This window comes from Nocardioides panacisoli, from assembly GCF_039537325.1.
In the GTDB taxonomy this organism is placed as follows: Bacteria; Actinomycetota; Actinomycetes; order Propionibacteriales; family Nocardioidaceae; genus Nocardioides; species Nocardioides panacisoli.
The window spans coordinates 69,625-86,981 of sequence record NZ_BAABAH010000007.1 but is presented as its reverse complement, the minus strand read 5'-3'; the positions used below and the strand labels follow the sequence as shown (position 1 = coordinate 86,981).

Genomic DNA, 17,357 nt, shown 5'->3' with positions numbered 1-17,357 from the left:
GTGACGGATCAGTTGGTCGAGCGGGAGGTCTCCGCCGAGCAGTCGTTCGTGGATCGCGTCTATGCCCAGCTCGAGCAGGCCGGCAAGGCTGCCCAGGAGCTGGCGCGCGAGGGCCACTCCCGCGGCAGGCTGGGCCACGAGGGCGGCCTGGTCGAGCGGGACGCGATGGTGTTCCAGGCGGCCAAGCGCATCGCCCAGCTCGACGCCGCGCACGAGGGGCTGGTGTTCGGCCGGCTCGACCTGGACTCCGGTGTGGACCCCGAGCCGCGGTACGTCGGCCGGATCGGCCTGCGTGACGACAACCGCGACTCCCTGCTCATCGACTGGCGCGCCCCGGCCGCCGCCGTGTTCTACCAGGCGACGGCCGCCGAGCCGCAGCACGTGATCCGCCGGCGGGTGCTCCGCAGCACGGGCCCGAAGGTGGTCGGTGTCGAGGACGAGCTGCTGGACGCCGACGCCCTGGCGCAGGCCGAGGCGCAGGGCCGCGAGCTGCCGATCGTGGGCGAGGGTGCGCTGATGGCGCAGCTCTCCCGCGCGCGGGACCGGTCAATGCACTCGATCGTCGCGACCATCCAGGCCGAGCAGGACAAGGCGATCCGGGCGCCCGGCAAGGGCGTCGTCGCGATCAGCGGCGGCCCCGGCACCGGCAAGACGGTCGTGGCGCTGCACCGCGCGGCGTACCTGCTCTACAACGACCGGCGCCGCTACGAGTCCGGCGGCGTGCTCGTCGTCGGCCCCTCGGGTGTGTTCATGCGCTACATCGAGCGGGTGCTGCCCTCCCTCGGTGAGACCGCGGTCGCGCTGCGGTCGCTGGGCGAGGTCGTCGACGGGCTGCGCGCCACCCGGCACGACGAGCCGGCGGTCGCCGACATCAAGGGCTCGGAGCGGATGGCCGAGGTCATGCGCCGCGCCGCGCGCCAGCAGGCGCCCGGCAGCCCGACCGAGTTCCGCGTGTTCTGGCGCGACGAGCGGATCGTCCTGGACCGCTCCCGGCTCGGGCAGGTCCGCCGGTCGCTGATGTCCCAGGGCCGCCGCAACAAGCAGCTCCCGCGCGTGTCCGCCGCGCTGCTCGACGCGATGTGGCGCCAGGTCCGCGGCGAGCGCGGTCGTGAGCGGGGCCGGGAGGCCTTCGACGACGACATGCTCTCGCGCCAGGACTTCCTCGACTTCGCGCTCGGCTGGTGCCCGCCGCTCGACGCACCCACCGTGCTCGGCTGGCTGCACGACCCGGACTTCCTCGCCCGCGTCGCCGAGGGCGTGCTGGCGCCCGAGGAGCAGCGGGTGCTGACCAAGGCCTGGTCCGAGGGCGCCGGGCTGTCGATCGAGGACGTCCCCCTGGTCGACGAGCTGCGCTACGCGCTCGGCGACGTGCCGCAGCGCTCCGACGACGAGCGGGACGACCCGCTCGGCCTGATCGAGGGCGCCGTCGACATCCAGGAGCTGATGACCGCCTCGGACCGGGAGTACGCCACCGGCCGGGGCTGGACGCCGCCGACCCACAGCATCGAGGACGACGGATTCGCGCACGTCCTCATCGACGAGGCGCAGGACCTGACGCCGATGCAGTGGCGGATGGTCGGCCGTCGCGGACGCACGGCCTCCTGGACGATCGTCGGTGACCCGGCCCAGTCGTCCTGGCCGGTCCCTGCCGAGTCCGCCGCCGCGCGTGCCGCGGCGCTCGAGGGCAAGCAGGTGCACGAGTTCCACCTGTCGACCAACTACCGCAACTCCGCGGAGATCTACGCCCACGCGGCGGCGTACGCCGAGCGGGTCGGCCTCGACGCCGACCTGCCGGACGCCGTACGCCGAACGGGCACCGAGCCCGTCGACATCACCGGCGTCACCGACCTCGAGGCCGCGACCCGGGAGGCCGTGGTGGAGATGGCGCGGACGGTGAGCGGCACCGTCGGGATCGTGGTGCCGGTGGCCCGCCGCAGCGAGGTGAACTCGTGGCTCGCGTCGTGGCCGGAGCTGGCCGGCGACGCCGCGGGCGCCGCTCGTGCCGCCGCCGACGCGCAGTCGACCCCCTCGGGCGAGGACCGCGTCGTCGTGCTCACCGGCCTGGACACCAAGGGCCTCGAGTTCGACGGCATCGTGGTCGTGCGCCCCCAGGAGATCGAGGACGAGTCGGCGACCGGTCGGGCCACCCTCTACGTCGTCCTGACCCGTGCGACGCAGCTGCTGACGACGATCTCCTGACCCCCTCGCGTCGAACCCTCACTTCGAGCACGTCGAACCGTCACTTCGAGCACGTCGAACCCTCACTTCGAGCACGTCGAACCGTGGGTTGAGCGCGGCCGGTGGAGAGGGGAGTGCTCCCACCGGCCGCGCCCGCCGCGCCGTACCCCCACGCACGGCGCGGCCGCCGGAACGTCTCAGGTGTGGGGGTCGTGCTCGCCGCGCAGCAGGACGAGCGCCGCGAGCACGCGGCGGTTGACGTCCTCGGACGGCGGCAGGTCGAGCTTGATGAAGATCCGGGAGCAGACCGCCTCCACGGTGCGCGCGGAGAGATAGAGCCGGCGCGCGATCCCGGCGTTGGACTGGCCCTCGGCGATCAGCTCGAGGACCTCGAGCTCCCGCCGCGACAGCGGCTCGATCGGGCACCCGCGCGCCGGCTGCGCGGGTGCCCAGACGACGGCGGTCACCGGCTGGTGGGGAGGATCGGGCCGCGGCGGAAGCGCACCACCCGGGGCTTCGTCACCATCGGTCGGGGGCCGGTCAGCTCCAGGACCCGCGTCGCCTGCCTCTCCGCGGCGCGGAGGATCGCCAGGATGCCGACCTGCGAGCGGCGCAGCTTGGCGTAGGTGTCGGTGAACTCGTCCTCGCCCGTCCGTGCGTCGAGCTGGGCCTCGAGCATCCGCTCCCAGCGGGAGCGGAGCGCGATGAGCAGGCCCTCGGGGCCGTTGAAGTACGCCGACCACTCGGCGCGCCAGGGCAGGGCGCCGGTCATGTCGGCAGCCGCGGCCGCCTCCACCTCGTGGAAGATGCGGGTCCGCTCGTGGGTGTCGTTCCAGGTCATGTCGATGTTCCTTCCGGGGAGCCGGTGGTGGGGGTCACCACCCGACGGGGTTCACTGGAAGGAGGACCCGGAACCTGATCCCCCAGATACGTGGAAACTCGATGTATCTATGGCACTGGCCCGACGCTCTGTATGTGCGGGACCATGCAATCCGGCACGGTCCCGGAGGCGTGAGAGGAGGTCGGACGTGGACGCGACTCATCCGCTGGCCGATCTCGTCCGCGCCGCGCGCGAGGGCGACTCGTCCGCGTGGGACGCGATCGTGGAGCGGTTCCTGCCGCTCGTCGACGCGATCGCACGGCGGCACCGGTTGTCCGAGGCGGACGGCGACGACGTCAGCCAGACCGTCTGGCTGCGGCTGGTCGAGCACCTCGACGAGCTGCGTGAGCCAGCGGCCCTGCCCGGCTGGATCCGCACGACGGCGCGCAACGAGTGCCTGCGGGTGCTCGCGGCGCGCGGCCGGGTACGTCTGGTCGACCCGCAGGACGACACCGGGCTCGGGCTCGACGCGGTCGAGCTCGACGTCGCCGACGAGGAGCTGCTGGCCGCCGAGCGGCGCCAGCTGCTGCGGGAGGCGCTCGACGAGCTGCCGGCCGCACGGCGCGAGCTGCTCCTGCTGCTGCTGGCCGACCCGCCCGTGGGCTACGAGGCGATCAGCGAGCGCCTCGGGATCCCGATCGGGAGCATCGGACCGACCCGCGCCCGCGCGCTCGACCAACTACGCAGGACCCGTGCCCTCAAGGGCATCGGTCCGGAACTTGTGGGCGGAGACACCCGATGAGCACCTGGGACGAGATGACCGACGACGAGCTCCTTGCCGCGCTCGGCGAGGCGGTGGCCGAGCGGAGCGCGGTGAGCGAGCGGCGTCGGGAGGCCGCGCGTTCGGCGTACACCTGGCGGAGCGTGGACCAGGAGCTCGCCGAGCTCTTGCACGACTCGGCGCTGGACGCCGGGGCCGCGGTCCGGTCGAGCGCGGACGTGCCCCGGTCGATCTCCTTCGGCCGCAGCGGCCTGACCCTCGAGATCGAGGTCGAGGGCGACTCCGTGCTCGGCGAGGTGGTCGGCGAGGGTGCCGCCTCCGACCCGACCCAGCCGACGACCGTGACCCTCCTGCGCCCCGGTGGCGACGAGCGGCAGGTCGAGACCGACGCCGCCGGCTTCTTCCGCCTCCCCGACATCGGCCCCGGGCCCACCCGCTTCATCGTCGAGCGCGCCGGCTGGACCCTCACCACCCCCTGGGTCACCCTCTGACATCTCGCCGAGTCGGCTCAAGCTTGAGCCGACTCGGCGTCGTAGGGCCCGAGTTTCTGCCGACTCGGCGTCGTACGGCCCGAGTTTCTGCCGACTCGGCGAGCAGTCAGGTGAGCGGGCCGACGATCGGGAGGCCGCCGGTGGTGGTGGCGCCCTTGAGCACGGCGGCCCTGGCCTGCTGGGCGTTCTCGCCGGCGGCGCTCATCCGGGCGGCGATCAGGCCGGTGACGACCGGCGTCGAGAACGACGTACCGCTCCACTGCGCGAGGTTCTTGAACTGGCGGACCTGACCCTTGTTCGGCGGCTCGTAACAGGTGTAGGTGCCGGTGGGGAACGCGTTGACCAGGTCGCGGCCACGGGCGTAGACGTCCACCCACTCACCGTGGTTGGAGTAGTCGGACATCTTGCCGTCGGAGTCGACCGAGCCGACGCCGACGACCCACGGGAAGGCGGCGGGCCAGAACGGGTCGGTGCTGCCGTCGTTGCCCGCGGCTGCAACGACGATGGTGTCCTCGCCGTCGTCGAGACCGTGCGCCGCGGCGAGCATGTCGAAGCCGAGCAGGGCCATGTTCTTCCGGGTGTGCGTACCCGCCGAGATGCTGATGATCTGAGGGTGCTCGCGCTCGGTGAGCGCCTGGTGCAGCTGCAGGCAGATGTCGGACTCGTAGACGGCCCCGCCGTGTGTGAGCGCGCCCTCGACCTCAACCCGGCTGGCGGGCGCCATGCACTGGATGACCCCCGCGACGAAGGTGCCGTGCCCGCCGTAGGGGTGGATCGCCGGAGGGAGGATGACCTCCTCGTCCAGCGGCGAGGCCGGTACGACGCCGTCCATCCACGGCACCGCCGGATTGTCGAGCGCCCCCAGCCAGAGGCCGGTGTCGACGACGGATACGCGGATGCCCTCCCCCGCGGTCTCGTCCGGGTTCACGTCCGGCCAGGGACGGTCGGTGCGAACCGTTTGGGGCTCGGTGGCTGGGCAGAGGTGGCCGGTCGCCGTCACGTACAAGAGATGGTCAGGCGTCATCACCGGATGCTCGGTGTACACGCGGTAGCCGTCAGGATCGTCCTGCGCGGACGGGCGGAAAGCATCATCTACCTCGTCCAGGGTTGCGAGGACGTCGTCCCGCTCGTCGCGCCTGGAGGGGAGCCGCACCAGGATGCCTGTGTCTCCCGCTCGGTCCGGAACGCGGTCGAGCCTCCCGGCGTAAGTGTCCTGACGGTCGCCGAAGAAGCGGTCCAACCGCTCGAAGGTCTCGTCGTCGCGCACCAGCGCGTGACCCGGGCGGAACAGGTAGGCGGTGTCCGCGTCGTCCTCGGCGCGAGCGGCGCCGTCGGATCCTGCGGTGGCCACGTCGCCGCCCATCGCGTCCCGGACGACACCGACCTGGACCCGCAGCCTCTCCCGAGGGTCGTCCTTCGCGCCGTCGCCGCGACCCGGTGTCGGACCGGGGTCGCGGCGGATCCAGTCCCAGGGAAAGCGCAGCCGGTTCAGGACGACGCGAAATCGGGAGATCGGAACGGGGTTGCGGTCAGACTCCGACATGGCCACTCCTGGGAGATGGGAGGACGAAGCGGTCCGAGCCCCGCCGGCGCCGCTAACGTAGTGGCGCTCGGGAAGCGGCGTAAAGAGTGCTTCCCCTCAACCCTCACCTGTCGAGGTCGCCGATGCAGGACCTGCTCGACCAGGCTCTGGAGGACCCAGTCGAGGCACGTCGTCGTGCATCGCTCGTCCTCGAGACGAGCGCCGACCTTGTCGAGCGGTCGTACGCGCGACAGTCCATGGGCATCGTGCTGCGCGGCGCCGGCAAGGTCGACGAGGCGCTCGCCCAGCTGCGGCTGGGCTTGGCCGACGCTTGTGCCGCGGAGAACGCCGAGCGCGAGCGGGACCTGCGAGCGACGTTGGGGGGCACGCTCGCACATGCGGGGCGAACCCGTCAGGGCCTTCACGAGCTGGAGCGCGCGCTATCGGGCGCCCGAGGAGAGCTCGCCGCAACGATCAGGATGAGAAGGGCTGGAGTGCTGGCGCTCCTTGGTCGCCTCGACGAGGCGGCTCCGGAGATGCGTCGAGCGCTGAGCGAGTTCAGACGTGGCGGGAACCGCGGCTGGGAGGCCAGGACTCGGACGTGGCTCGGCCACGTCGAGCTGCGTCGCGGTGCGATCGCCGCCGCCGAGCACGAGATCGCGATCGCCGAACAGATGCTGCTCGAGGACCACGCCGACGTCGAGCGCTTGTACGCGCTGGAGAACCTCGCGGAGATCGCGGTGGCACGCGGAGACCTCGCTGGTGGCCTTCGACGGTATGCCGACGTGCTCGACAGCTACGAGCGTTGCGGCCTTACTCCGCGATCGGAGACGTTGGTGCTGTACGGAGGCACGTTGCTGGCGGCCGGCCTGGCTCGCGACGCGATCGACGTGGTCGAACCTGTTGCGACCGACCTTGCCGCCACGCCCTTGGAGATCGCAGAGATCGAGCTGTTCCTGGCGTGGGCAATGTCCGCCGCAGGGCATCATGTCGTCGCGCTGGACCGCGCTGTCCATGCTCGTGCGCAGTTCCGACGTCAGAGGCGCGGATGGTTCGAGCGTCGCGCCCGGCTCGTTGCCGTCCGCGCGCGGCTTGCGATCGGCAATGTCCGCGGCCTGGCCCGGCAAGCGACGTCAGTCGCTTCTCAGCTCCACGAGGAGCGCGCCGACGAGGCGCCGCTCGCGCTGACACTGGCCGGCCGGCTGGCGAAGGGTGACGAGCGGCGGCGGCTCTGGCTCGAGGCGGCGTCGTACCGCGACCGGCCGAACGGCCTGGTCCGTGCTGGTGCCTTGCTGGCGCGGGCGCTCGAGCGCGAGGATGCCGAGGACCGTGGCGGGGTCCTGCGGGCGTGTGCGGCGGGGCTGGACGCGATCGACGAGCACCGCCGCCTCCTGGGCAGCAGCGAGCTCCGGGCGCTGGCGACGACCCACGGCCGGGAGCTGACCACCATCGCGCTGCGGCATGCGGCGCACGACCCGCGGACGCTGCTGCGGTGGAGCGAGCGGACCCGGGCGACGGCGCTGGCGCAGCCGCCGGCGACGTCCGACGCGGCGACGATCCCCGAGTCGCTGGCGGCACTGCGGGACAACGGGCGAAAGCTCGCCGAGGCGCGGCAGGCCGGTGAGCCGACCGAGCAGCTGGAGCGTGAGCGGCTGCGGCTCGAGCGCGCCGTACGGTCCGAGCACCACACCCTCTCCGCGACCGCCGATGCGGCGCAGCGGCCGGCGACTGCCGAGGAGGTCGTCGCCGGCGTGGGCGACGGGTGTCTGGTCGAGCTCGTCGATGTGGATGGCGCGCTGCACGTGCTGGTCGTCCACGCCGGACGGGTACGGCGCCGCGTGGCCGGCACCACCACCGAGGCCGCCGATCTGCTCGGCCCGACGGCGATGCTGCTCCGCCGTGCATCCCGGGGCCGCCCGGCATCCACCGCGGACCTCGGTCGCCGACTCCAGGACACGATCCTGGGCGATGCCGCTCGGCTGATCCCCGACGGTCCGGTCACCCTCGCCCCGACTGCGCGCCTGCACGGGCTGCCGTGGGCGCTCCTCCCTGGGCTGCACGACCGCCCCTTCAGCGTGGTTCCGTCCGCGGGCCAGTACCTCCGTGCCCAGTCAGTACGCCGACCGCGAACCCGCCGCAGGGTGCTCGTCGCCGGCCCGGCGCTCGAGTCGGGCGGGGCCGAGGTGCCCGTGCTGGCGGAGCGGCTCGACGGTGCGGACCTCCTGGACGGCAACGCCGCCACCCTCGAGACCGTCCTCGATCGCATCGACGGCGCCGACCTGGTCCACCTCGCGGCGCACGGCCGCTTCCGCGCGGACAGCCCGCTCTTCTCGGCGCTCGACCTGGCCGACGGCCCCTTGACCGTGCACGACCTGGAGCGGGTGCGGCGGGCGCCGTACCGCGTGGTCCTCTCGGCCTGCGAGTCCGGCGTCCTCGCGCCGGTCGGCGCGGAGGAGCTCCTCGGCCTCGCCGCTGCCCTGTTCTCGCTCGGCTCCGCCGGCCTGGTCTGCAGCGTGGCGGAGGTCAACGACGCCGCGACCGCGGAGCTGATGGTCGCCCTCCACGACGGCCTCGCGCGCGGCCTGGACCCGGCGGCCGCGCTGCTCGAAGTACGGCAGCAGGCCGCCGATCCGGTCACGGCCGGCACCGCGGCATCGTTCGTCGCCCTCGGCGTCTGAGCAGACCTACTCCCGCCAGCAGGCGTTCGTCCGCTCCACCAGGTCGTCCACGACCGCCGTGAGCTCGCCGCTCCGCTCGAAGGCGGCCCGCTGCCTGCTCGCGCCGGCACCGGAGAGGACCCGGGGGACCGCGTCGGTGACGAGGTCGATGTCGCCGGTCGCCTCCAGCTGCTCGCGGACGGCGTCGACCAACCCGTCGAGCACCTCCCGCGCCGGCGCCGGCTCCGCGGTCCTCGGGTCGAGCAAGGCGGCGGACAGGCCGTAGCGCGCCGCGCGCCAGTGGGCCGCGCGCAGCATCTCGACCCGCCACAGGGGTGCGTCCGCGCCGGCCAGGCCGGCCGTGAGCTCCTGCTGGGCCAGCCCCCGCACCAGCGCGGCGACGAGCAGGACGTCGTCAGGGTCGGTGCACACGTCGGCGACGCGGATCTCCATCGTCGGGTTCCCCCGGGAGAGTCGCGCGTCGTAGTAGAGCATCGCGACGTCCCGCGCCGCACCCGAGCGGATCAGCCAGTCTCCCGCCGCGTGGTAGCCCGCCGGCGACCCGAAGGGCTCCGTCGGACCGGCGCTCGGCCACTGCGCCCAGATCCGCGAGCGCCAGGTGGCGTAGCCGGTGTCGCGGCCCTCGAAGTACGGCGAGTTGGCGGTGACGGCCAGGAGGACCGGCAGCCAGGGCGCCATCGCGTCGATCAGGCGCACGCCCTGCTCCTCGGACGAGACGTTCACGTGGACGTGCATCCCGCACACGCCGGCCGGCCGCAGCACCTCGCCGTACAGGTCGAGCATGTCGAGGTACCGGTCGTCCTGGGTCACCTGCGGCTCGCCACCGGCCAGCGGCGACGTACCCGAGGCGACGACCGCGAGGCCCACCTGCTCGGCCGCCTCGCCCGCCGCGCGCCGCTGCGCGACCAGCTGCCGGCGCAGCTCGGCCAGGTCGGCGGTCGGCTCGGTCTGCGTCTCGACCTGGTGACGGAAGAGCTCGTGGTCGAGCAGGTCGGCGTGCGGCTGTGCCTCGGCGGCGGCCAGCACCTGGCCGGACCGGGGCGCGACCTCACGGGTGGCCGGGTCGACGAGGAGCAGCTCCTCCTCGACGCCGACGGTTCTGGCGTCCACGGCTGCCGCGGTACCCGTCGACAGGACGGTTCAGCCTCGCGCCGCCCCCCGAGCCCGTTCCGCGCTGCGGATCCCGCTAGGGCGACCCGGCCGCCCGCGCCTAGGCTGCCGCCCATGCCGACCACCACCTCAGCCCGGGACGCCATCGCCGCGATCCAGGGGCACGAGGCGTGGGCGATCATCCGCCGCTCCACGCGCGTCGGCGACCGCGACACCGTCGGCCTGCTCGGCGGCCGTCGCTGGGTGGCGGAGTCGATCCTCGACATCCCGCTCGAGGAGGGGCCGCCCCCGCCGGGCCGGCAGTGCGACCGGCTGGTCGCCGTACCGTTCCGCCAGGTCGCCGAGCGCGGCTTCGAGGCGCACGACGACGGCACGCCGCTGGTCGTCGTCGACGTCGACGAGGAGCACGAGTTCTCCGTGGCCGACGTCGTCGCGGCGATCGACGACACCGGCGTCGAGTTCACCGACCGCGGCGGCTTCGAGACCGACGACGAGGACTACGCCAAGGTCGTCGAGGCGATCATCCGCGACGAGATCGGCCAGGGCGAGGGCGCCAACCTCGTGGTCGGGCGGCACTACCGCGCCGTCGTCGCCGACTGGGGCGCCGACAAGGCGCTCACCGTCTTCCGCCGGCTGCTCGAGCGCGAGCGCGGCGCCTACTGGACGTTCCTGTTCTTCACCGGCGACCGCTACCTCGTCGGCGCCAGCCCCGAGCGGCACGTGTCCGTGCACGGCGGCGACGTACGGATGAACCCCATCTCGGGCACCTTCCGCGTCCGGCCGCCCGCGGGTGACGAGCGACCGGTGCGCCAGCGCCTCCTGGAGTTCCTCGAGGACGAGAAGGAGATCTACGAGCTCTTCATGGTCGTCGACGAGGAGCTCAAGATGATGTGCGACATCTGCCACGAGGGCGGCCAGGTGCTGGGGCCGTTCCTCAAGCCGATGACGCACCTGATCCACACCGAGTACCTCCTCGCCGGCCGCACGAACCGCGACGTGCGCGAGGTGCTGCGGGACACGATGTACGCCGCCACGGTCACCGGGTCGCCGGTCGAGAACGCGTGCCACCTGATCAAGCAGTACGAGGCCGAGGGCCGCGGCTACTACGGCGCCGCGCTCGCGATCTTCGGCCGCGACGAGGCGGGCGAGCCGGTCGTCGACAGCCCGATCGTGATCCGCGCCGCCGACGTCGACGTCGAGGGACGGCTCAAGGTGACGGCCGGCGCCACGCTCGTGCGCGACTCGGACCCGGCGTACGAGGTCGCCGAGACGCACGCCAAGGCCGGCGGCATCCTGTCCGCGTTCGGGTTGGTCCCCGCGGCGCCCGCTCCCGACGTGGACCTCCAGGAGCTGGCCGTCGACGAGGACGTGCTGATCGCGCTCAACGCCCGCAACCGCCGGCTCTCCGGGTTCTGGCTCGACGACCAGGCGGGGCCCCTGGGCACCCCGGCCGACCCGCGGCTGGCCAGGAAGAGCGTGGTCATCCTCGACAACGCCGACGACTTCGTGAACATGCTGCGCCACCTGCTCGCGCGGATGGGCATGACGAGCACGGTGGTGCGGCACGAGGAGTACGCCGCCGGCGCGCTCGACGGCCACGACCTGGTGATCGTCGGGCCCGGCCCGGGCGACCCGCGCGACGACGACGACCCGAAGGTCGCGACGGTCCGCGCCGCTGTCGACGAGCTGCTCGCCTCCGAGCAGCCGTTCCTCGCCGTGTGCCTCGGGCACCAGACGCTGTGCGGGCAGCTCGGCATCCCGCTCGCCTACAAGGACATCGTCTTCCAGGGCACCCAGTCGCTGGTGACGGTCAACGGGCGGCCCGAGCGGGTGGGGTTCTACAACACCTTCGTCGGTCGAGACCGAGGCGCGGCGCTGCCACCCGGCGTGAGCGTCGAGGCGGATCCCGACACCGGTGACGTCAACGCGCTGGCCGGACCGCACTACCGCGGAGTCCAGTTCCACGCCGAGTCGATCCTGACCGAGCGCGGCTTCGACATCGTCCACGACCTCGTCTGCTCCGTCCTGCTCGATGGGCCGCGCGACTGAGGTCGTGGTGGTCGACCACCACGACTCCTACACGTGGAACCTGGTCCACCTCGTCGCCGGCGTGACCGGCGCGCTGCCGACGGTCGTGCAGTGGAGCGATCCGGCCGACCTGTCCGGGTTCACCCACGTCGTGCTGTCGCCGGGCCCGGGGCATCCCGACGAGTACGACTGGACGTTGCTCGACCTCGGCCTCCCCGTGCTCGGGGTCTGCCTCGGGCTGCAGGGGATGGTCACGCACTTCGGCGGCGCGGTCGGTCGCGACCGGCCCGCCCACGGCGAGGTGGCGAGGATCGAGCACGACGGGCGGGGCGTCTTCGCCGGCCTCCCGCAGGACCTCGGCGCGGTCCGCTACCACTCCCTGGCCGCCCTCGAGGTGCCGGAGGTGCTCGAGGTGAGCGCGAGGAGCGACGGGGTCGTCATGGGCGTCCGGCACCTCGAGCTCCCGCTGGAGGGCGTGCAGTTCCACCCCGAGTCGATCCTGAGCGAGCACGGCGCGCGCATGGTGGAGAACTTCCTGGCCGGGTCCGGCCGATGGTGACCTCCGGCGACCCGGTCGCTGCGTTCACGACGGCCGCCGCCGAGCACCGGCGCTGCATCTGGCTCGACGGTGGCGGCGCCCGAGACTGGACCCGCCGCCGCTCGATCATCGCCTGGCTCGACCCCGACGACGTGTCGATCAGCTACGACGCCGCCCGCCGCGAGGTCACCCGGCACGCGGGCGGCCGGGCCACCGTGGTCGGCGACGACCCGTTCGCCGTACTCGAGGCCGAGCTCGCCGCCGGCCGTCCCACCGACCAGTGGTTCGGCTACTTCGGCTACGCCTCCCGCCCCGACCTCCCCGCCACCCCCGACCCCCACCTCCCCGACGCCGTCTGGATGCGCCCCTCCCATATCCGCGGCTACGACCACCCCGACGTCGAATCTTCCCTCCTGTCGCATCGAATCTTCCGTGATGTCGGCGCGAGCGCTGCACGGGGTAAGTCTCGGCGCGACATGACAAAAGATTCGACGGAGAACCCGCCGGCCGGCTACCACCAGGCGTTCGAGGCGGTCCAGGAGCACCTGCACGCGGGGAACTCCTACGAGGTCAACCTCACCCACCGGATCGGGGTGCCCAGCGCGGCGACGCCGGCGGCGGCGTACCTCAGGCTGCGGGAGCTCAACCCGGCGCCCTACGCGGGGTTCCTGCAGCACGACGTCGCGGGTGCAGAGGCGTGGCTGCTGAGCTCCTCGCCGGAGCGGTACGCGCTGGTCACCGAGGACCGCACCCTGGAGACCAAGCCGATCAAGGGGACGACGGCGCGCGGGGCGACGCAGGAGGAGGACGACGCCGCGCGTGCGCGCCTGGCCACCGACCCCAAGTTCCGCGCCGAGAACCTGATGATCGTCGACCTGCTGCGCAACGACCTGGCCATGGTCTGCGAGGTGGGCAGCGTCGAGGTTCCGTCGCTGATGGACGTGGAGTCCTACGCCTCGGTGCACCAGCTGGTGTCGACCGTGCGCGGCCGGCTGCGGCACGACGTCTCCACGGTGGGCGCGCTGCGGGCGCTGTTCCCGGCGGGGTCGATGACGGGCGCGCCGAAGCTGCGCACGATGCAGATCATCGAGGAGGTCGAGACGACGCCGCGCGGCGCCTACGCGGGCGCGTTCGGGTGGGTCTCCGGCGACGGCCGGGCGGACCTGGGCGTCGTCATCCGCAGCCTGCTGACCACCGGCGACGGCACCTGGACCCTCGGGACGGGCGGCGGCATCACGGTGAAGTCCGACGTCGCGGAGGAGTACGCCGAGACGCGGTGGAAGGCGGAGCGGCTGCTCGCCGCGCTCACCCGAGGTCGGTGAGCTCCGCGCGGTTCACCTGCGTTCCGACGAGCTCTCGCAGCTTGTCGTTCACGTCCCAGATGTTGACGTTCATCCCCGCGGTCACGGTGTCGCCGTCGAGCCAGTAGACGACGAACTCGCCGGACTCGAGCGAGCCGCGGATCTCGACGTCGTCGCCGGGTGAGCCGCGGCCGACGTACTCCATCCCGAAGTCGAACTGGTCGGTGTAGAAGTACGGCTCCCAGTCATAGCTGACCTCCTGGCCGAGCATCGACCGCGCAACCGCCTTGCCCTGCTGGATCGCGTTGTCCCAGTGCTCGACCCGGAGCGGCCCGAGCCGTGTGTGCACGGCGTTGGCCACGTCGCCGGCGGCGTAGACGTGCGGGTCGGAGGTGCGCAGGTGGTTGTCGACGGCGATCCCGCCGCCCTTCTCCCGCGGCGCGATCTCGAGGCCGGCGGCCTCGGCGAGAGCGGTCGCGGGGGCGGCACCGACGGCGACCACGACCAGGTCGGCGGGCAGCACGCCGTCGGCGGTGCGTACGCCGGTCGCGCGCCCGTCGGCGGTCTCGATCCCCTCGACGGTGACGCCGGTCCGGACGTCGACACCGTTGCGAGTGTGCAGGTCGACCAGGTAGCGCGCGACCTCCTCGCCCAGCACGTTGCCGAGCGGCATCGGTGCCATCTCCAGGACGGTCACCTCGATCCCGGCCTGGCGGGCGGCCGCCGCGAGCTCCAGCCCGATCCAGCCGCCGCCGACCAGGACCGCGCGGCCACCGGCGGAGAACGCCTCCTTGAGCCGGTCGGAGTCCTCGACGGTGCGCAGGTAGGCCGCCGCGTCGGCGCCGGGCAGGTCGGGCACCCGGGGTTCGGCGCCGGTCACGAGCAGCAGCGCGTCGTACTCCAGCGTCGCCCCCGTCGACAGCGTCACCGTGCGCGCGCCCGTGTCGACAGCGGTTGCCTCGGTGCCGGTCAGCAGGGTGACGTCGTGGTCGTCGTACCAGGCCTGGTCGAGCGGCGGCAGGTCGCCGGCGGACTTCTTGCCCACCAGGTAGCTCTTCGACAGCGGCGGTCGCTCATAGGGGAGGTGCGGCTCCTTGCCGACCACGGTGAGGCTGCCCGTGAAGCCCTCCTCGCGGAGGGTCTGGACGGCGTTCGCGGCGGCGAGGCCGCCTCCGACGACGACGACGCGCTCGATGTTCTCCACCTCGCCACTTTGCTCCTGTCTCCGGACGGCGGCAAGGAGGTCAGTTGTCGCTCTCCTGGGCGAAGAGGGAGTTCTCGGCGTGCCGGGAGAACGCCGTCAGGATCCGCTCCGTGCCGGCGATGTCGCGGTCCTCGTCGTACGGCGCCGGATCGACCACGTTGAGGGTCTGGATCAACGGGCCGTTCTGCACGAAGCCGGTGACGTAGAGCTGTTTCTTCACCACGGAGATCACCAGGCGCGCGTCGTCGGCCTGGGGGATCGACGGCCTGCGCACGTCGGCGTCCTTCGGCTGGCCCATGGTGTCCCAGGCGGCCTCGAGGCCGCCGCTGAACTGCTGGTAGTTGGCCTGGACGACCGGTGCGCCGGTCTTCTCGTCGGGCGAGAACCGGCACTCGGGCTGGGTCGGCGTGCCGTCCTCCTCCTTGGCCACGGTGCCGAACGCGTCCTGCACCAGGTCGGAGTCGATCGCGTCGCAGGGGTTCCACAACGCCGGGGTCTCGCTCGGCATCGTCGGCTTGGCCGAGGTGTCGTCGCCGCAGCCTCCGAGCAGGAGTACGCCGACCGCCGCGCCGGTAGCCGCGAGCGCGTATCGAGCTCTACGCACCGGCACGCTCCAGCCCCGGCAGCCGCAGCACCAGCCGCGCGCCGCCGGAGGCGTTCACGGTCGCGTGGACCGTGCCGGAGTGGCGGTCGGCGACCTGCCGCACGATCGACAGGCCGAGGCCCGACCCGGGCATGGTGCGAGCATCGGCGGACCGCCAGAACCGGTCGAAGACCCGCGCCCGGTCCGCCTCGGCGATGCCGGGGCCCTGGTCGTCGATGGTGAGCACGCCGTCGCTCAGTCGGACCGTCACCTGGCCTCCTTCGGGGCTCCACTTGGCTGCGTTGTCGAGCAGGTTCGTCACCGCGCGCTCCAGCGCCGCCGCCTCCCCGGTGACCACCCAGGGGCGGGTGAACACCTCGAAGGTGAGGCCGGGTGCGCGGCGGCGTACGCGCTGCACGGCGTGGTCGACGATCTCAGCAAGGTCCACGGCCTCGACAGCCGGGGCCGTCGGATCCTCGCGCGCGAGCTCGGTGAGGTCGCCGATCAGCGTGGTGAGCTCCTCGATCTGGGCGCGGACGTCCTCGAGCAGCTCCTGCCGCGCGCCGGGAGGCAGCTGCGCCCCGGGCTGGTCGACCTCCATCGTCAGCAGGTCGATGTTGGTGCGCAGCGCGGTGAGCGGGGTGCGCAGCTCGTGGCCGGCGTCGGCGACCAGCTGGCGCTGCCGGGTGCGTGAGGCGTCCAGCGCGGTCAGCATCTGGTTGAACGCGGTCGACAGTCGCGCCAGCTCGTCGTCGCCCTCGACGGGCAGCGGGGTCAGGTCCTCGGTGCGGGCGATCTCCTCGACGGAGGACGTGAGCCGCCGTACCGGCCGCAGACCGGTGCTCGCCACCGCCCACCCGGCGAACGCGGCCACCAGCACGCCGGCAGTGCCGAAGCCGATCGTCACCCAGCCGAGCCGGGACAGGATCCGGTCCTGGTCGGCGAGCGGCTGGGCGATGACGACGGCGAGCCCGCCCTGGTTGGTCGGAACGGCGACCACGCGGTAGCGCTCCCCGCCGATCAGCATCGTGCGCACGCTGTGCCCGCTCTCCCCCTTGGCGACGGCCAGCTCCGGTCCGCCCACGTTGATGGCGGGGCCGTCGTCCAACAGCTTCCCGGTCCCGGTGTCGAAGAGCAGGGCGATCCGGACGTCGGCGGCGCCGAGCGCCCAGGACTGGATGTCGGACTGGCTCGCGCGCACCGCCGCGCCGGGGTCGGTCGCGGCGGCCTGCGCCCGCTGCAGCAGCGAGTCGTCCAGGGTGCGCTGCATCTGCACCCGTGCGGTGACGTAGGCGCCGATCGCGACGGCGGCGACCGCGATGCCCACCGCGATCGTGGTCAGCAGGATCACCCGGCTCGCGAGCGAGCGGCGGTAGTGCCAACGGCTGTCGCCGGGCGCGGCTGTGAACGGGCTCATTCCTTCAGGACGTAACCGACGCCCCGCACGGTGTGGATCAGGCGCGGCTCGTCCTCCGCCTCGGTCTTGCGACGCAGGTAGCCGACGTAGACCTCGAGCGAGTTGGCCGTCGTGGGGAAGTCGTATCCCCACACCTCCTCGAGGATGAAGGACCGGTCGAGCACCCGGCGCGGCCGGCGCAGGAACATCTCGAGCAGGTTGAACTCGGTACGCGTGAGGTCGATCCGGCGGCCCTTCCGGGTGACCTCACGGGTGGTGACGTTCATGGTCAGGTCGGAGAACTCGAGGATCTCCTCCTCGTCGCCGTCCTCCATCGGAGCCGCACGCCGCAGCAGCGCGCGCAGCCGCGCGAGCAGCTCCTGCAGGGCGAACGGCTTGGTGAGGTAGTCGTCGGCACCCGCATCCAGGCCCTCCACCCGGTCGCCGACGGCGTCCCGGGCGGTCAGCACGATGACCGGTACGTCGTTGCCCGCCGCGCGCAGCGCGCGGGTCGTCTCCAGGCCGTCGAGGCGCGGCATCATCACGTCCATCACCACGACGTCCGGCGCGCCCGAGCCGATCCCGGCCAGCGCCTCCGCGCCGTCGGCGGCCAGCTGCACGTCGTAGCCATTGAACTCCAGCGAGCGCCGCAGCGACTCCCGGACCGCGCGGTCGTCGTCGACCACGAGGACGCGGGGCTTGACCGCTGCTCGCTGGGACATGGCCC

General features: G+C 72.8%; 15 protein-coding genes. 7 read left to right on the top strand and 8 right to left on the bottom strand.

The features are described from left to right. Complete coding sequence (locus ABD709_RS11690; RefSeq protein WP_344775527.1) at window positions 1–2,199, top strand: HelD family protein; 2,199 nt, start codon at window positions 1–3, stop codon at window positions 2,197–2,199. Window positions 2,200–2,375: 176 nt separating this feature from the next. Here ABD709_RS11690 and ABD709_RS11685 read toward each other — a convergent pair whose 3' ends face one another. Both ABD709_RS11685 and ABD709_RS11680 read right to left on the bottom strand, forming a co-directional pair. Continuing rightward, the gene (locus ABD709_RS11685; RefSeq protein ID WP_344775525.1) at window positions 2,376–2,645 is read right to left on the bottom strand and encodes a response regulator transcription factor; all 270 of its coding nucleotides are present in this window, start codon (window positions 2,643–2,645) and stop codon (window positions 2,376–2,378) included. Next, window positions 2,642–3,019 (bottom strand): hypothetical protein, encoded by a 378-nt coding sequence (locus ABD709_RS11680; RefSeq protein ID WP_344775523.1) that lies wholly within the window; start codon window positions 3,017–3,019, stop codon window positions 2,642–2,644. The genes ABD709_RS11685 and ABD709_RS11680 overlap by 4 nt, the downstream gene beginning before the upstream one ends. A 187-nt stretch (window positions 3,020–3,206) precedes the next feature. Here ABD709_RS11680 and ABD709_RS11675 point away from each other — a divergent pair, with 187 nt between their 5' ends. Together ABD709_RS11675 and ABD709_RS11670 are read left to right on the top strand one after the other, a co-directional pair. Continuing rightward, window positions 3,207–3,800 carry an RNA polymerase sigma factor gene (locus tag ABD709_RS11675; RefSeq protein WP_344775522.1) on the top strand — a complete coding sequence of 198 codons (594 nt, stop codon included), beginning with the start codon at window positions 3,207–3,209 and terminating at the stop codon, window positions 3,798–3,800. Continuing rightward, window positions 3,797–4,270, top strand: coding sequence for a hypothetical protein (locus ABD709_RS11670; RefSeq protein ID WP_344775520.1), 474 nt, complete (start codon window positions 3,797–3,799; stop codon window positions 4,268–4,270). The genes ABD709_RS11675 and ABD709_RS11670 overlap by 4 nt, the downstream gene beginning before the upstream one ends. Before the next feature lie 106 nt (window positions 4,271–4,376). Here ABD709_RS11670 and ABD709_RS11665 read toward each other — a convergent pair whose 3' ends face one another. Next, entirely contained in the window at window positions 4,377–5,813 is a 1,437-nt protein-coding gene (locus ABD709_RS11665) for a S8 family peptidase (protein ID WP_344775518.1), read from the bottom strand. 122 nt (window positions 5,814–5,935) lie between these two features. On the opposite strand from ABD709_RS11665, the gene ABD709_RS11660 reads away from it, so the two are divergent. After that, complete coding sequence (locus ABD709_RS11660) at window positions 5,936–8,470, top strand: CHAT domain-containing protein (RefSeq protein WP_344775516.1); 2,535 nt, start codon at window positions 5,936–5,938, stop codon at window positions 8,468–8,470. Between the two features lie 6 nt (window positions 8,471–8,476). Here ABD709_RS11660 and ABD709_RS11655 read toward each other — a convergent pair whose 3' ends face one another. Beyond that, on the bottom strand, window positions 8,477–9,580 hold the full coding sequence (locus ABD709_RS11655; RefSeq protein WP_344775514.1) for a carboxylate-amine ligase: 1,104 nt from the start codon (window positions 9,578–9,580) through the stop codon (window positions 8,477–8,479). Window positions 9,581–9,694: 114 nt separating this feature from the next. Between ABD709_RS11655 and ABD709_RS11650 the strand changes: the two genes are divergently transcribed. Genes ABD709_RS11650 through ABD709_RS11640 form a run of 3 tightly spaced genes read left to right on the top strand, consistent with a single transcriptional unit; the run spans window position 9,695 to window position 13,468 of the window. Then, entirely contained in the window at window positions 9,695–11,629 is a 1,935-nt protein-coding gene (locus ABD709_RS11650) for an anthranilate synthase family protein (protein WP_344775512.1), read from the top strand. After that, on the top strand, window positions 11,613–12,167 hold the full coding sequence (locus tag ABD709_RS11645; protein ID WP_344775510.1) for an anthranilate synthase component II: 555 nt from the start codon (window positions 11,613–11,615) through the stop codon (window positions 12,165–12,167). Before ABD709_RS11650 ends, ABD709_RS11645 begins: the two co-directional genes overlap by 17 nt. Further along, on the top strand, window positions 12,161–13,468 hold the full coding sequence (locus ABD709_RS11640; protein WP_344775508.1) for an anthranilate synthase component I family protein: 1,308 nt from the start codon (window positions 12,161–12,163) through the stop codon (window positions 13,466–13,468). Before ABD709_RS11645 ends, ABD709_RS11640 begins: the two co-directional genes overlap by 7 nt. Here ABD709_RS11640 and ABD709_RS11635 read toward each other — a convergent pair. Genes ABD709_RS11635 through ABD709_RS11620 form a run of 4 tightly spaced genes read right to left on the bottom strand, consistent with a single transcriptional unit; the run spans window position 13,452 to window position 17,352 of the window. Beyond that, window positions 13,452–14,651: an NAD(P)/FAD-dependent oxidoreductase gene (locus ABD709_RS11635; protein WP_344775506.1), complete on the bottom strand. Its 1,200-nt coding sequence runs from the start codon at window positions 14,649–14,651 to the stop codon at window positions 13,452–13,454. The two genes, ABD709_RS11640 and ABD709_RS11635, sit on opposite strands and share 17 nt — an antisense overlap. Before the next feature lie 40 nt (window positions 14,652–14,691). Then, on the bottom strand, window positions 14,692–15,255 hold the full coding sequence (locus ABD709_RS11630; protein ID WP_344775504.1) for a hypothetical protein: 564 nt from the start codon (window positions 15,253–15,255) through the stop codon (window positions 14,692–14,694). Next, window positions 15,248–16,651 carry a sensor histidine kinase gene (locus ABD709_RS11625; protein WP_344775503.1) on the bottom strand — a complete coding sequence of 468 codons (1,404 nt, stop codon included), beginning with the start codon at window positions 16,649–16,651 and terminating at the stop codon, window positions 15,248–15,250. The genes ABD709_RS11630 and ABD709_RS11625 overlap by 8 nt, the downstream gene beginning before the upstream one ends. Next, window positions 16,648–17,352, bottom strand: coding sequence for a response regulator transcription factor (locus tag ABD709_RS11620; protein ID WP_344775501.1), 705 nt, complete (start codon window positions 17,350–17,352; stop codon window positions 16,648–16,650). The genes ABD709_RS11625 and ABD709_RS11620 overlap by 4 nt, the downstream gene beginning before the upstream one ends. Between the last annotated feature and the right edge of the window lie 5 nt (window positions 17,353–17,357).